Origin of the sequence: Jiangella anatolica (assembly GCF_003236295.1) — a bacterium.
Classification (GTDB): Bacteria; Actinomycetota; Actinomycetes; order Jiangellales; family Jiangellaceae; genus Jiangella; species Jiangella anatolica.
In genome coordinates, this window is sequence record NZ_POTW01000053.1 from 31,969 (window position 1) to 46,473 (window position 14,505).

General features: G+C 72.5%; 15 protein-coding genes. 6 read left to right on the top strand and 9 right to left on the bottom strand.

What is annotated here, in order from left to right:
- A complete protein-coding gene (locus C1I92_RS20175) occupies positions 1–690 on the bottom strand; it encodes an AzlC family ABC transporter permease (RefSeq protein ID WP_111256459.1) in 690 nt (229 codons plus the stop codon).
- Between the two features lie 69 nt (positions 691–759).
- On the opposite strand from C1I92_RS20175, the gene C1I92_RS20180 reads away from it, so the two are divergent.
- From C1I92_RS20180 to C1I92_RS20195, 4 genes are all read left to right on the top strand, one after another.
- Complete coding sequence (locus C1I92_RS20180; RefSeq protein WP_111256445.1) at positions 760–1,320, top strand: helix-turn-helix domain-containing protein; 561 nt, start codon at positions 760–762, stop codon at positions 1,318–1,320.
- Positions 1,321–1,401: 81 nt separating this feature from the next.
- On the top strand, positions 1,402–1,758 hold the full coding sequence (locus C1I92_RS20185; RefSeq protein ID WP_111256446.1) for a YciI family protein: 357 nt from the start codon (positions 1,402–1,404) through the stop codon (positions 1,756–1,758).
- A 47-nt stretch (positions 1,759–1,805) separates the two neighbouring features.
- Positions 1,806–3,005 (top strand): RNA polymerase sigma factor, encoded by a 1,200-nt coding sequence (locus C1I92_RS20190; protein ID WP_111256447.1) that lies wholly within the window; start codon positions 1,806–1,808, stop codon positions 3,003–3,005.
- Complete coding sequence (locus C1I92_RS20195; RefSeq protein ID WP_111256448.1) at positions 3,002–3,451, top strand: hypothetical protein; 450 nt, start codon at positions 3,002–3,004, stop codon at positions 3,449–3,451. The genes C1I92_RS20190 and C1I92_RS20195 overlap by 4 nt, the downstream gene beginning before the upstream one ends.
- A 6-nt stretch (positions 3,452–3,457) precedes the next feature.
- Here C1I92_RS20195 and C1I92_RS20200 read toward each other — a convergent pair whose 3' ends face one another.
- Genes C1I92_RS20200 through ku form a run of 3 tightly spaced genes read right to left on the bottom strand, consistent with a single transcriptional unit; the run spans position 3,458 to position 5,851 of the window.
- A complete protein-coding gene (locus C1I92_RS20200) occupies positions 3,458–4,249 on the bottom strand; it encodes a pentapeptide repeat-containing protein (RefSeq protein ID WP_111256449.1) in 792 nt (263 codons plus the stop codon).
- Positions 4,250–4,256: 7 nt separating this feature from the next.
- Positions 4,257–4,907, bottom strand: coding sequence for a dihydrofolate reductase family protein (locus tag C1I92_RS20205; protein WP_111256460.1), 651 nt, complete (start codon positions 4,905–4,907; stop codon positions 4,257–4,259).
- 35 nt (positions 4,908–4,942) lie between these two features.
- Positions 4,943–5,851 (bottom strand): non-homologous end joining protein Ku, encoded by a 909-nt coding sequence (gene ku, locus C1I92_RS20210; protein ID WP_111256450.1) that lies wholly within the window; start codon positions 5,849–5,851, stop codon positions 4,943–4,945.
- A 59-nt stretch (positions 5,852–5,910) separates the two neighbouring features.
- Here ku and C1I92_RS20215 point away from each other — a divergent pair, with 59 nt between their 5' ends.
- Entirely contained in the window at positions 5,911–6,516 is a 606-nt protein-coding gene (locus C1I92_RS20215) for a flavodoxin family protein (RefSeq protein ID WP_111256451.1), read from the top strand.
- Here the strand turns inward: C1I92_RS20215 and C1I92_RS20220 are convergent.
- Together C1I92_RS20220 and C1I92_RS20225 are read right to left on the bottom strand one after the other, a co-directional pair.
- Positions 6,513–7,673 carry an epoxide hydrolase family protein gene (locus C1I92_RS20220; RefSeq protein WP_111256452.1) on the bottom strand — a complete coding sequence of 387 codons (1,161 nt, stop codon included), beginning with the start codon at positions 7,671–7,673 and terminating at the stop codon, positions 6,513–6,515. The two genes, C1I92_RS20215 and C1I92_RS20220, sit on opposite strands and share 4 nt — an antisense overlap.
- Positions 7,674–7,692: 19 nt before the next feature.
- The gene (locus C1I92_RS20225) at positions 7,693–8,166 is read right to left on the bottom strand and encodes a hypothetical protein (RefSeq protein ID WP_111256453.1); all 474 of its coding nucleotides are present in this window, start codon (positions 8,164–8,166) and stop codon (positions 7,693–7,695) included.
- Between the two features lie 250 nt (positions 8,167–8,416).
- Here C1I92_RS20225 and C1I92_RS20230 point away from each other — a divergent pair, with 250 nt between their 5' ends.
- Positions 8,417–10,093 (top strand): purple acid phosphatase family protein, encoded by a 1,677-nt coding sequence (locus tag C1I92_RS20230; RefSeq protein ID WP_111256454.1) that lies wholly within the window; start codon positions 8,417–8,419, stop codon positions 10,091–10,093.
- 84 nt (positions 10,094–10,177) lie between these two features.
- Here the strand turns inward: C1I92_RS20230 and C1I92_RS20235 are convergent, their stop codons facing one another.
- The 3 genes from C1I92_RS20235 to C1I92_RS20245 all read right to left on the bottom strand — a co-directional run.
- The gene (locus C1I92_RS20235) at positions 10,178–12,304 is read right to left on the bottom strand and encodes a Xaa-Pro dipeptidyl-peptidase (RefSeq protein ID WP_111256455.1); all 2,127 of its coding nucleotides are present in this window, start codon (positions 12,302–12,304) and stop codon (positions 10,178–10,180) included.
- Positions 12,305–12,418: 114 nt separating this feature from the next.
- On the bottom strand, positions 12,419–14,032 hold the full coding sequence (locus tag C1I92_RS20240) for an alpha-amylase family protein (protein ID WP_111256456.1): 1,614 nt from the start codon (positions 14,030–14,032) through the stop codon (positions 12,419–12,421).
- Positions 14,029–14,505: LLM class flavin-dependent oxidoreductase (locus C1I92_RS20245; RefSeq protein WP_146605214.1), on the bottom strand; the 477-nt coding region annotated here is incomplete at its 5' end. The genes C1I92_RS20240 and C1I92_RS20245, both read right to left, overlap by 4 nt.

Consider the following 14,505-nt stretch of genomic DNA (forward strand, 5'->3'; position numbering starts at 1 on the left):
TCATGCGGGCACCTCCGCTCGCGGCCGGGCCAGCGCGACGACGACGCCGGCCAGCGCCAGCAGCACCGGGAGCCCCGCCTGCAGGAACGGCGCCGTCGCCAGCGCGATCGCCACGCCGGTGGCCGCCGCGAGCGCCGTCGTCCGGTCCCGCAGCGCCGGCAGCACCAGCGCCAGCAGGACGGCCGGGAACGCGGCGTCCAGCCCGAGCGCGGCCGGGTCGCCGACGACCGTCCCGATCGACGCGCCGGCCAGCACGCCGAGGTTCCAGCACCCGAACAGCAGCACGCCGCAGCCCCAGTAGGCGGCTCGGCGGCGCGCCGGGTCGGGCTGGGCCAGCGCGAACGCGACCGACTCGTCGACCATGACGTGGCTGCCGGCCAGGCGCCGCCAGCCGCGGCCGAGCAGGTCGCCGACGGTGAAGCCGAACACGACGTGCCGGACGTTCACCAGCAGCCCGGCCAGCACCGCGGCGACCGGGTTCCCGCCGGAGGCGATCAGGCCGACGAAGACGAACTGCGCCGCGCCGGCGAACACCACCACCGACAGCAGCGTCGGCAGCCAGAGCGGCAGCCCCTCGCCGACCGCGATCGCGCCGAACGACAGGCCCACGACCGCGTCGGCGAGGCACACCAGCCCGATGTCGCGCGCCAGCTCGCGGTCGGCGCGTAGTGTTCGGTAGATCGAACGCATGGCCATTACACTGGACCATACGCGCATCGTTCGTCAAGACGAACGACCGACCGATGGAGCGAACGACCGATGAGCCAGTCCCCCGGCGCCCCGCTCGCCGTCATCGCCGCGTCCCTGCAGCGCGAACGGCGCCGCACCGGGCTGTCGCTGGCCGAGGTGGCCCGCCGCGCGGGCATCGCCAAGTCGACGCTGTCGCAGCTGGAGTCCGGCGCCGGCAACCCCAGCGTGGAGACGCTGTGGGCGCTGAGCGTCACGCTCGACGTGCCGTTCGCGCAGCTCTTCGAGCCGAACCGGCCGCGGGTGCGGGTGGTCCGCAAGGGCGAGGGCCCGGCGGTGGCGTCCGAGCGCGCCGACTACGTCGCCACCGTCCTGTCCCCGAGCCCGCCGAACGCGCGCCGCGACGTGTACCTCGTCACCGCACAGCCGGGCGAGGAGCGCGCGTCCGACCCGCACATGCCCGGTGTCGTCGAGCACGTGGTGCTCAGCACCGGCCGAGCGCTGGTCGGGCCGGCCGACGACCCGGTCGAGCTGGCGCCCGGCGACTACATCGCCTACCCCGGCGACCTGCCGCACACGTTCCGGGCGCTGGAGCCGGACACGATGGCGGTGCTGGTGTCCGAGCACGTCTGAGATCTTCCTCCGCCGGGGTGTCGATTCCGGCGGCGGCCGCGTGTCGAGGTATCGAGGTACCCGACCACGAGAGGAGTCACCATGGCTCAGTACGCGATTCTGATCTTCGAGCGCGAGGCCGAGGGCGGCCAGGCGCCGGAGCTGCCGCCGGAGGTCCTGGAGGCGCACGGCGCGCTGCCCGGACGCATCCGCGAGCACGGCGGCAAGGAGCTCGGCGGCATCGCGCTGGAGCCCAGCGCGACCGCCACGTCCATCCGCGGCGACCTGGTCACCGACGGCCCGTTCATCGAGACGAAGGAGGCGCTGGCCGGCGTCTTCGTCATCGAGGCGCGCGACCTGGACCACGCGATCGAGCTGGCGCGGATGACGCCGATCGTCAGCGGCGGCGTGGAGGTCCGGCCGCTGCTCGGGCTCGACTTCTCCGGGCTGACGTCCTGACCGTCGAGTCCGCGGTCGCCGACGCGCACCGCCGCGAGTGGGCCTTCGTGCTCGCCGCGACGGTGCGCGTCACCCGCGACCTCGACGCCGCCGAGGAGGCCGTCCAGGACGCCTATGTCCAGGCGCTGACCCGGTGGGGCCGCGACGGGGTCCCGGCCAAGCCCGGCGCCTGGCTGACGACGGTGGCCCGGCGGTCCGCGCTGAACAACCTGCGGCGGCAGCGCACGCTGCGCGAGAAGCTGCCGCTGCTGATCGTCGACGCCGCCGAGCCGGCCGCGGCCGTCGAGACGCTGGCGCTGCGCGACGACGCGCCGATCTCCGACGACCGGCTGCGGCTGATCTGCACCTGCTGCCACCCGGCGCTGTCGCGGGAGGCGCAGGTCGCACTCACGCTGCGGCTGGTCTGCGGCGTCAGCACCCCCGACATCGCGCACGCGTTCCTCGTCGCCGAGCCGACGATGGCGGCCCGGATCACCCGGGCGAAGAAGAAGATCGCGTCCGCGCGCATCCCGTACGCCGTGCCGGCCGCCGCCGAGCTGCCGGCCCGCGTCGACGCCGTGCTGATGGTCGTGCACCTGCTCTACGCCACCGGGCACACCGCGCACTCCGGCGAGAACCTCGTCCGCGACGAGCTGACCGGCCGCGCCCTCGACCTCGCCCGGCTACTGCCGGCGCTGCTGCCGTCGGAGCCGGAGACCGACGGGCTGCTGGCCCTGCTGCTGGTGCACCAGGCCCGCCGGGCGACCCGCACCGACGCCGACGGGCGGCTGCTGCGGCTGGAGGAGCAGGACCGGTCCCGCTGGGACCCAGGGCTGATCGCCGAGGCGGACCGGCTGGTCGTCGGGGCGCTGCGGGCCGGGCCGCCCGGGCGGTTCACGCTGCAGGCCGCGATCGCCGCGCTGCACGCCCAGGCGCCCAGCTACGCCGAGACCGACTGGCCACAGATCCTCACCCTCTACGACGAGCTGCTGCGCCGCTGGCCGTCGCCGGTCGTCGCGCTGAACCGGGCCGTCGCCGTCGCGATGGTGGACGGTCCGGCGGCGGCGCTGGCCGAGGTCGTCGCGCTGGAGGCGGACGGGCGGCTGGCCGGCTACCGCTACCTGCCGGCCACCAAGGCCGACCTGCTGTCCCGCCTCGGCCGGCACGCCGAGGCCGCCGACGCCTATCGGGCGGCGCTGGCCCTGAGCGACAACGCCGCCGAGCAGGAGTTCCTGCAGGACCGGCTCAGCCGTACGCTGCCATCGTGACCCGCGCAGCCAGCTTCGTGGTGCTCCTCGCGGTCGCGGCCTGCGGCCCGGACAAGGATCTCGAGGGTGGCGCGGACGGGTCGGTCGACGGCCCGGTGCTCACCTCCGGCCCGGCCGACGGCGACGAGGGCCATGACGCCCTGGTGTTCGGCACGGTGGCGCTGGACGGCGACTGCCTGCTGCTCGAGAACGAGGGCGGGCGCCATCTGGTGATCTGGCCGCACGGCACCGGCTGGCAGGCCGACCCGCCGGCCGTCGTGCTCTCCGGCGGCGACATCGTCGAGATCGGCGGCTCCGTGACGGGCGGGGGCGGCTACTCCACCGGCGTCGCCGACGGGTTTCCGTCCGGCTTCGGCGATGCGGTCGACGACGCCCTCTCGGCCTGCGAGGGCCTGGCCGGCGAGGTCGCCGTCTTCAATCCCGGCAGCACGGTCGAGGCGCGCTGACCAGCCTCAGCTCGCCCAGTGCGGCGGGCGGTCCAGCCCGGCCGGCAGCCGGGTCGACGCGTCGCCGACGGCGGCGTTGACCTGCGGCTGGGTGAGGAACAGCGCCGTCGACAGGTCGGCGCCGCGCAGGTCGGCCGCGCGCAGGTCCGCGCCGATGAGGTCGGCGCGGTCGAGCCTCCTGCCGCGCAGGTCGGCGCCGATGAGGTAGGCGCCCTGCAGGTTCGCGCCGGTGAGGTCGCCGCGCGGCTTCTTGCCGATCAGGTCGGCGCCGCGCAGGTCGCGGGCCGGCGTGCCGGCGCGGGCGAGCCGGGACGCCTCCTGCAGCAGGACGTGCGCGTCCCCGCGGAGACCGACGACGTCGATCTCGGCGAGCGATGCCGCGGGCGCCGCGGCCAGCTCCGTCACCCGGCTGACCTGCTCGTCCAGCGCCGGGCGCAGGGCCGCGGCGGCGGCGATGCCCCGCGCCGCGTCGAGGTGCCAGAGCAGCTCGTGCAGCGGCCGCAGGACCGCGAACGCGGCCAGCAGCTCGTCCCGCGGCTGCGACGACGCCCCGCCGAAGGTCACCTGGACGGTCTGCTGACCGGCGCCGAAGCAGTCGTACACGGTGCAGCCGGGGAAGCCGCGCTCGCGCAGGTGCGCGTGGATGCCACAGCGGTGGTCGTCGCGCAGGTTGGGGCACGGCTGCCCGGCCGGCTTGTCGATGGCGAAGTCGGCCGAGCGGGTCAGCGCCGGTCCGACGCAGCACAACCCGGCGCAGCGGGCGCAGTCGGCACGTAGCTCGAGCACGCCCGCCAGCATATGAGCCTCAGGCCGGCACGAACCCCACGTGGACGGCCTTCTCGCCGGCGGTGAACCCGGTGCACCGATAGCCCGGCACGCCCACGCCGTCGTCGAACAGCCGCTCGCCACCGCCAAGGAGGATCGGCGAGATGGCGATCTCCAGCTCGTCGATCAGCCCGGCCCGCAGGTACTGCCGGATCGTCGCCGCGCCGCCCGCGACCAGCACGTCCTGGCCGCCGGCCGCGGCGAACGCCTGGTCGCGGGCCGCCTCGATGCCGTCGGTGACGAAGTGGAACGTCGTGCCGCCCTCCATCTCGACCGGCGGGCGCTCGTGGTGCGTCAGCACGAACACGTGGTGGTGGTACGGCGGGTTCGGGCCCCACCAGCCGGTCCAGCTCTCGTCCGGCCAGGAGCCGCGGACCGGGCCGAACATGTTGCGGCCCATGATCGTGGCGCCGATGTTGCGCCAGTTGCGCTGGACGTACTCGTCGTCGACGCTGACGGGCGCGGCGGCGGTGGGGTCGGCGGCGCCGAAGGTCGGGGTGACGACCGCCCAGTCGTGGAGGTCCTCGCCGCCGATGCCGAGCGGGTTCTCGACGCTCTGGTCAGGTCCGGCGCCGTAGCCGTCGACGGACACGGAGAACATGTGGACGCGGAGCTTCTGTGTGTTGGTCATGTCCATAGGTCGGAGTCGGGGACGGGACTTCTACATCATGCCGCCGACTTCTTCCGCGTGGACGATTTCTTCGCCGCCGCCGTCTTCTTCGCCGCCGTCTTCTTCCTGGCCGGCGCCTTCTTCCTGGCCGCGGTCTTCTTCGCCGGGGCCTTCTTGGCGGGGCGCTTCTTCTTCGCCGCGGCGACGCTCTCCTGCAGCGCCGTGAGCAGGTCGGTCGCGCCGGTGGCGGTGGCCGGGGCGCTCTCCGTCACGACCTCCTTGCCCTCGCGCTTGGCGTCGACGAGCTCCTCGACCCGCTCGGTGTACGTGTCGTGGTACCGCTCGGGCTTCCAGGGCTCGGTCATCGCCTCGATGAGGTCGACGGCCATGCCCAGCTGCTTGCCCTTCGACGACGCCTTCGGCAGGTCGCCGAGTTCCTTGACCGGGTCGCGGATCTCGTCGGCGAAGTACATCGTCTCCAGCACGAGCACCGGACCGGACGCCCGGACGCAGGCCAGGTACTCCTTGCCGCGCATGACGAACGTCGCGACGGCGGCGCGGCCGGTCTGGTCCAGGGCCGTGCGCAGCAGCGCGTACGACGAGGCGGTGTCGTCGTCGCTCGGACCCAGATAGTAGCTGCGCTGGAAGTGGATCGGGTCGATCTCGGCCAGCTCGACGAACTGCTCGATGTCCAGCGACCGGGACCGGCCCGGCGCGATCTCCTCCAGCTCGTCCCGCTCGACGATGACGTAGTCGCCGCCGCCGACGTCGTGGCCCTTCACGATGTCGTCGTAGTCGACCTCGTCGCCGGTGCGCTCGTTGACGCGCTTGTACCGGATCCGGTCCGACGTGCCCCGCTCGAACTGGTGGAAGTCGACCTCGTGCTCCTGCGTCGCCGAGTACAGGCGCACCGGGATCGACACCAGCCCGAAGCTGAGGAAGCCACTCCAGATCGACCGTGCCATGCCCCGCCCGTACCCGGGCCGGACGCATGACATGCACGGCCACCGGGTAGCGGGCAGGCATGCGAGCCGTCTTCCTCAACTGCACGCTCAAGCCGTCGCCGCAGCCATCCAACACCGGCGCCCTGGCCGGCGTCGTCGCGGGCGCGCTGCGCGAGGGCGGCGTCGACGTCTCCGACTTCCGGCTGGCCGACCTGAAGGTCCCGCCCGGCGTCCAGACCGATCTCGGCGACGGCGACGACTGGCCGCGGGTGCACGAGGCGATCCTCGCCGCCGAGATCCTCGTGCTGGCCAGCCCCACGTGGGTCGGCCGGCCGTCGTCGCTGGCGCAGCGGGCGCTGGAGCGGATGGACGCGATGATCTCCGAGACCGCCGCCGACGGCCGGCCGGTCGCGTTCGACAAGGTCGCGGGCGTCGTCGTCACCGGCAACGAGGACGGCGCGCACCACGTCATCTCCGAGCTGTGTGGCGGCATGGTCGACATCGGGTTCACCATCCCGGCGCAGGCCTGGACCTACTGGCACCTCGGCCCCGGTCCCGGGCCGGACTACCTGGACGAGACCAAGGGGCACGACTGGGCGCACTCCACCGGCCGGACGATGGCGGCGAACCTGCTCGCGACCGCCCGCGCGCTCGCCGCGACGCCGCTGCCGAGGCCGGCCGGCTAGACCGCCGTCCGGAACGGGCGGAAGAACTCGCGCAGCTCCTGCGCGTACAGCTCCGGCTGCTCGAACGCCGCGAAGTGGCCGCCGCGGTCCGGCTCGGTGGCCCGGACGAGGTTCGTGGTGCGCTCCAGCCAGGCCCGCGGCGGCCGCACGACGTCGCCGCGGAAGATGGCGAACCCGGAGGGCACCTCGACCCGCCGGGTCAGCTGCGCGGGCGGGATCGCGGCGTTGGCCTGGTACATGCGCATCGTCGCGCCGATGGTCCCGGTCAGCCAGTAGATCGTCACGTTGGTGAGGATCTCGTCCTTGCTGAACGCCTTCTCGACGTCGCCGTCGCAGTCGCTCCAGGCCTGCAGCTTCTCGACGATCCAGGCCGCCAGGCCGGCCGGCGAGTCGGTCAGGCCGGCGGCGAGGGTCTGCGGCTTGGTGCGCTGGATCGCGGCGTACCCGCCCTCTGTCGCGCCCCAGGACTGCACCTCCCGCATCCAGTCGCGCTCCTCCTGGGTCAGCTCGGCCGGGTCGCCGGTGAACAGCGGCAGGCCGGCGTCGGTCCGGTGCGCGGCGACGACCCGGTCCGGGTGGTCCAGGGCGAGGTAGCGGGTGACGTGGCTGCCCAGGTCGCCGCCGGCGGCGCCGAACCGCTCGTACCCGAGCCTGCTCATCAGCCGCGCCCACAGCCCGGCGGCCGCGATGCTGTTCAGCGGTCCGGCCGGGCGGTCGGACCAGCCGAAGCCGGGCAGGTCCGGCACCACCACGTCGAACGCGTCGGCCGGGTCGGCGCCATGCGCGGCCGGGTCGGTGAGCAGCGAGATCACCTTCGTGTAGCGCCAGAACGAGTCCGGCCAGCCGTGCGTGAGCACCAGCGGCAGCACCGGCCCGGCCGGCGCGACGGCGCGCGCGTGCACGTAGTGGATGCCCAGGCCGTCGATGGATGTCCGGAACCGGGGCAGCCGGTTCAGCGCCTCCTCCTGCGCCGGCCAGTCGAACCCGTCGGCCCAGTACTCGACCAGTTCGCGCAGGTACCCGACGTCGGTGCCCAGTGACCAGCCCCCGTCCTCCGGCGCGTCGGGCCAGCGGGTGGCCCGCAGCCGGGCCCGCAGGTCGTCGAGCTCGGCGGCGGTGGCGCGAGGTGCGAACGGTTGCGGCTGATCGATGGTCATGGCAACCAGCCTAGGAGGGCTACTGGCTGACGCCGTCGGCGCGGGGCAGCACGGAGTCGGCCAGCTCGCCGTCGGGGTCGTACACCGCGCACATGACGGCGCGGTCGCCGTCGGCCCAGGTCTCGGCCGTGGGCAGGATCGGGTAGTAGTCCAGGCCGGACGCGTCCTGGCTGGTCCACTGCTGCTCGAAGCCCTTGCCGCACTCGTCCCAGCCCAGCTCGGCGACGGCGTCGCGGTCCCACGGGCCGTCCGGCGCGTGCACGAACAGGTACGACTGGTTGTCCGCGCCCTCGGGGCAGGCGACGTAGCGGACGACGTCCTCGCCGGCCAGGTCGGAGTACTCGGGGTCGGTGAAGCACTCGGTCAGCTCGATGTCCAGCAGCCCGGTCACGCCGGCGTCGACGAACGTGTCGTCCTTGTGGGTCGCTCCCCCGCAGGCGGCCGCCGTCAGCGCCAGCAGGACGACTCCGGCGAGCGGGACGAGGCGGGGCACGGCCGGATCGTAGGCATGCCCGGGTGAACGCCGGCCGACGCCGCGGTGGCGGCCGGACCGACCGGACGTGGCCGGCAGCCGTCGCGGCCTGCGACCCCGTCGCAACAGGAAAATCGTTTTCAGCTGTTCACCGCCGGGTCAACGTGCCGTGTCCCGCCCGTTCTCACCGTTTCCGCCGGGTCTGGGATGAATCGACCATGGTGCCGCGACCTGCGGCAGCGTTCGAGAGTGTCCTGGGAGGAGACTCAACGTGAGTGAAGTGAGGAAGCGCGGGCCGTTCGGCTCTCGCCGTGCGGCCGGTGCCGCCATCGGCGCCGCGCTGCTCGGTGGCGGGCTGATCGCCGTACCGGCCGCAGTCGGTGCGGACAGCGAGCCGCCGGTGAAGGTGCCCGACGCCGAGGTGTACGAGCCGTCCGCGCTGCCGGACCGCATCATCCTCGTCCCGACGGAGACGCCGGCCACCACGCAGAAGGTGACCTGGCGCTCCGAGACGGGCGGCGAGTACGCGCAGGCGCAGATCCTGAAGGCGCCGATCGCCCTCGGTGACGTCCGCCCCGCCGACGGCGCCGTGCGGACCGTGATGGCCGGCTCGACCAACCCGGTCAACACGACGCTGGGCTACGCCTCGGTCTACCACCAGGTGGAGTTCACCGGCCTGGAGCCCGACACGCGCTACACCTACCGGGTCGGCGACGGCGTCAACTGGAGCGAGTGGACCGACTTCACCACGGCCACCGCCGGGTTCGAGCCGTTCTCGTTCATCTACTACGGCGACATGCAGAACTACATCGACTCCGCCGGCCCGCGGGTGTTCCGGCAGGCCTTCGCCGACCGCCCGGAGGCGAAGGTCATCGTCAACGCCGGCGACCTCGTCAACACGGCCAACAGCGAGCTCGAGTGGGGTCAGTGGCACGCCGCCGACGGCTTCATCAACAGCCAGATCAACAACATCTCGATCACCGGCAACCACGAGTACAGCGGTGGCCAGCTGTCGACGTTCTGGCAGCCGACGTTCCCGTACCCGGCCAACGGCCCGGACTTCGGTGACGCCGCCACCAACGCCGCCCTGCGCAACACCATCTACTCGGTGGACTACCAGGGCGTCCGCTTCATCGGCCTGAACAGCAACGTCCAGAGCCTCGCTCCGATCATGGCCGCGCAGACCGCGTGGCTGGAGCAGCAGCTGGCGAACAACCCGAACAAGTGGACCGTCGTGACGTTCCACCACCCGGTCTACTCGGTCGCGTCGGGCCGCAACAACCCGACCGTCCGCGCGCAGTGGGGCCCGTTGTTCGAGGAGTACGGCGTGGACCTGGTCCTGCAGGGCCACGACCACACCTACGGCCGCGGCTCGACGGCGGCGTCTCGGCGGTCGGTGACGGTGCACGACAGCACCGTCTACGTCACGTCGGTGTCCGGCGGCAAGATGTACGACGCCGTCGACACCAACTGGACCGAGAACGGCGCCGACCAGATGTCCGTCGGCCAGGACATGCAGCTCTACCAGTTGATCGACGTCACCGAGGACAGCATCAGCTACGAGGCGCGCTACGCCAACGGCGAGCACCACGACGGCGTCGTCGTCCGCAAGAACGACGCGGGCGAGCGCACCGTCCAGGAGATCCGCACGCCGGAGAACACCGTCGGCGAGCAGGTCGCGGTCGACGTCCAGAACGTCGACTTCCGGGGCACCGTCAACGTCTCGGCCTGGGGCTACGACCCGGGCGAGACGGTGAACGTCTATGTCCGCAACGTCGAGCGCGGCCAGGACGTCCTGGTCGGCGAGGCGACCGCGGACGAGCTGGGCCGGCTGCTGGAGCTGCCGGTGCGGTTCCCGTCCTCGGCGAAGAAGCTGAGCACGCAGGTCGTGTACCTGGAGAGCGTGAACCAGCAGATCACCAGCCCGGAGATCACCGTCAACCGCTAAATGATCACGTTAAGTCGGCGTGCTCCCGCTTCCCCAGGCATGCATTCCTGGGGAAGCGGGAGCACCCGTGCTTAACGTGATCATTCAGCCGAGGTCGGAGGCGGCGGCCGCGCGGACGAGGGCGCCGCGGTCGCGGCCGGTGATCAGCCCGGCGGCGACCAGCTGGTCGGCCAGCTCGGTCGTGTGCCGGACGAACGCGCCGTGGTTGGGCCAGTCCTCCCCGTCGAGGACGTGGTCGTTGACGGTGCAGGTGCCGGCCAGTCCGTGGTTCGCGACGCCGGTGTCGACGCCGTCGATGACGACCGTCGGGCGGGTGTCCTCGGCGCCGCAGATCGGCAGCGCCAGCGGGCCGCCGACGACGGGCAGCGCGGCCGTCGTGCCGGCGAGGTCGACCGACAGCTCGGTGCCCGGCTGCGGCCGCAGGGTGAACTCCGAGTCCGTCGACCAGATCATCAGCCCGATCCGGGAGCCGGCCGGGACCACCTGGTCGTCCGGCTGCAGCGGCACGGTCACGTCGACGAACTCGCCCGGGACGAGCGGCTTCTCCTTGGTCAGCGAGTCGCGGTTCAGCGGGTCGGCCCAGCCGCGCGTGATGACGCTGGTCGTGGAGCGCTGCGTGCTCGACGTGCAGCCGGAGTCGCCGGTCCACGGCAGCCGCACCAGCGCGACGGACAGGTTGGCCCGCGCCTTCGACGCCGCCATCCGCACCGTCACCTCCGTGACGCCGGACAGGTGCACGTTCTCCGTCAGCGTCGGCGTGGTGTAGAGCAGCCGGTTGTTCGACGGCGTCGTGGCCAGCAGGCCCGCGTTGCAGGCCGCGTTGCCGGCGTCGACCAGCGTCTCGGTGGCGTCGTCGGCCAGCGCCAGCGAGGTCAGGCCGCCCGCCGTCGCGCCACCGGCCTGCAGGTTCAGCGTCGCCGGCGCGGCGGCCGGGTTCGGGTAGTCGGCGTACGGGGTGACCGTGCTGCCGCCGAGCTCGTTGCGGACGACGAACGCGGTGTTCGTGTCGTCCTCGATGCCGTTGTCCTGGCCGTAGAGGTACTGCGAGAACCATCGGTTCATCATGTCCAGCGGCGGGTTGCCGCCGTGTCCGCCCTGGTGGAAGTACTCGTGGACGGTGATCCCCTTGGCCTCGAGCGCCTCGGAGATGCGGACGCTGTGCTCGGGCACGACGTTCCAGTCGTTGAACGCGTGCGCCATCAGCACCGCGGCGCGCACGTCGTCGAGCTGGTCGAGGTAGTCGCGGCCGGCCCAGAAGTCGTTGTAGTCGCCGGTGACGCGGTCGTGCTCGGCCTGCATGACGTCGCGGACGGTGTCGCGGCAGTACTGCCGCGTCTCCAGGTCGCCGCTGTTGATGTAGTCGAACAGGTAGTCGACGTCCTCGCCGAGCCAGCCGCCCGGGTTCCGCACCAGGCCGTTGGACCGGTAGTAGTGGTAGTACGACGTGTTCGGCGCGACCGGGATGATCACCTCGAGGCCCTCGACGCCGGTGGTCGCGGCGGCCAGCGGCAGCGTCCCGTTGTACGACGTGCCGGTCATGCCGACCCGGCCGGTCGACCAGTGCGCCGTCACCTCCTCGCCGCCGTCGGCGCTGGTGTAGCCCTTGGCCCGGCCGTTGAGCCAATCGACGACGGCCTTCGGCGCCAGCGACTCGTTCGGCCCGCCCACCGTCGGGCAGCCCTCGGACAGCCCGCTGCCCGGCGACTCGGAGTGCACGACGGCGAAGCCGCGCGGCACCCAGGTGTTGATCAGGCTGGACGAGATGCGCGGGCTCGTGCCGCCCGGCGCACGCGGGGCGTCGGGCAGGTCGTCCGGCGACGTGCGCAGCGGCGGCTGGGCACCCAGCTCCACGTTGACGTCCCAGAAGAACTTCCGGTCGACGCTCGCCGTGCCGGAGTAGTACGGGCTCGACTCGTACACGACCGGCACGTCCAGGCCGGCGCTCTCGGTCTCGGCCGGCCGCGTGACGTCGACGTGCATGCGGTCCGGCTCGCCGTCGCCGTCGGTGTCGAACTCGGTCTCGACCCACAGCTCCTGCTGGATGAACGGTCCGGTGAAGACCGGCTGCGCCAGGCCGCCGGCGAACGTCGGCTCAGCCGGGGCGGGCGCCGGGGCGGCGGTTGCTGTTCCATGGCTGAGCAGGGCGGCGGTACAGACGCCGGCGGCGGCGAGTGCCGCGCCGGCTCTGGTCCGGGATCGGCGCAGGGCCATGAGCGGTCCTTCCTCGAAGGGGAATCCTCGGACGCTAATGGCGGGCCAGTGCAATGTCATCCGACAGCTGTCGCATGACAGCCGGTGTGAACTCGACAGAACGTCCGGCGCGGGTCACTCCGGCCGGAACCAGCGGTGCCCGTACGCCTCCAGGCGCAGGTCGTCGCCGGGCGCGTGGTCGTCGGTCCCGAACAGGTCGACGAGCCGCTCCCAGCCGTCGTCGGCGGGCAGCCGCACGGTCGCCGTCGAGCCGGAGAGGTTGTGGACGGCGACGATCGTGCGGTCCTGCCAGTCGCAGCGGTGCGCCAGCACCGGCCCGGACGCCTCGAGCAGCCGCAGCCGGCCCCAGCCCAGCTCGGGGCACTCCTTGCGCCGCCGGATCAGCCGCTCCATCCAGTTCAGCAGCGATTCCGGGTCGCGCCGCTGCGCCTCCACCGTCGTCGACACGTCGTCCGGCAGCGGCCGGGCCAGCCGGGCGCCCTCCGGCGCCGGCGAGAAGCCGGCGTGCCGCTCGTCCGACCACTGCATCGGCGAGCGCACGCTGAGCCGGCCCTCGATGGCGAGGTTCTCGCGCATGCCGATCTCCTCGCCGTAGAACAGCGCGGGCGTGCCGGGCAGCGCGAACATCAGCGAGTAGACCATGCGGATCCGCCGCTCGTCGCCGTCGAGCATGCTCGGCAGCCGCCGCCGGATCCCCCGTCCGTACAACTGCATGTCCGGCTCCGGGCCGAACGCGGCGAACACCTCGGCGCGCTCCTTGTCCGAGAGCTGGTCCAGCGACAGCTCGTCGTGGTTGCGGACGAAGTTCACCCGCTGGCAGTCGTCGGGCAGCTCCGGCTGCGCCTTCAGGGCCTTGCCCAGCGGCCCGGCGTCCTCGCGGACCAGCGACAAGTACAGCGCCTGGTTGACGGTGAAGTCGAAGGCCATGGTCAGCTCGTCGCCGGTCTCGCCGAAGAACTCCAGCGCCTGCTTCGGCGGCAGGTTGACCTCGCCGAGCAGGACCGCGTCGCCGCGGCGGCGGGTCAGGTAGGCGCGCAGGTCGCGGATCAGCTCGTGCGGCTCCTGCGCGGTCGCGCGGTCGGACTCCTCCATGAGGAACGGGACGGCGTCGACGCGGAAGCCGGCCAGCCCGAGGGCGAGCCAGAAGCCGGCGATCTGCGCGATCTCGTCGCGGACCGCCGGGTTGCCGGTGTTCAGGTCCGGCTGCTCGGTGTAGAAGCGGTGGTAGTACCACCGTTGCGCCTGGTCGTCCCAGGCCCAGGTCGAGCGCTCCTCGCCGGGGAAGACGAGGTCCGCCGGCTTCTCGTCCGGCTTCTCGTCGCTCCACACGTAGAAGTCGTGGAACGGCGCGTCACGGCCTTTGCGCGCCGACACGAACCATGGGTGGTGCTGCGACGTGTGGTTGAGGACGAAGTCGACGATGACCCGGATGCCGCGGTCCTGCGCCGTCCGCACCATCTCGACGAACGCGCCCAGCGTGCCGAGCCGCTCGTCGATGCCGTAGAAGTCGACGATGTCGTAGCCGTCGTCGCGTTCGGGCGACGGCTGGAACGGCATCAGCCACAGGCAGGTCACGCCGAGCCCGTCGAGGTAGTCGATCCGCTCGGTCAGCCCGGCGAGGTCGCCGCAGCCGTCGCCGTCGGCGTCGAGGAAGGTCTGCACGTCCAGGCAGTAGATGACCGCGTTCTTCCACCAGAGGTCGCCGGCGCTGCGGCGGCGCCGGCTCACGCCGTCACCGCCGTGAGCACGCGTTCGCCGACGGCATCGATGAACCTCGATTGGTCTTTGCCGACGTGGTGCAGGTACACGGTGCCGAAGCCGAGCTCGCCGAGATCGTGCAGGTGGGCGGCGATGCGGCCGAGGTCGGCGGTGACGAGCACGCTGCCGCGGACGTCGCCGGGGCGGACGTGTTTGCCGGCCTCGTCGAACTCCTCCGTCGTCGCCAGGTCCCAGCACAGCGGCGACGAGAACACGTTCGTCCGCCACTGGTCGTGCGCGATGCGCAGCGCCTCGTCCTCGTCCGGAGCCCAGCTGACGTGGATCTGGACGGCGATCGGCTTGCCATCGCCGCCGTTGCTGTTGAAGGCGTCGACGACGCGGCGGAGCGTGTCGAGCGGCTGGCCGACGGTGACCAGGCCGTCGGCCCACGCGGCGGCCCAGCCCGCGGTCTCGGGACTGACGGCGGTCGCGTAGAGCGGCGG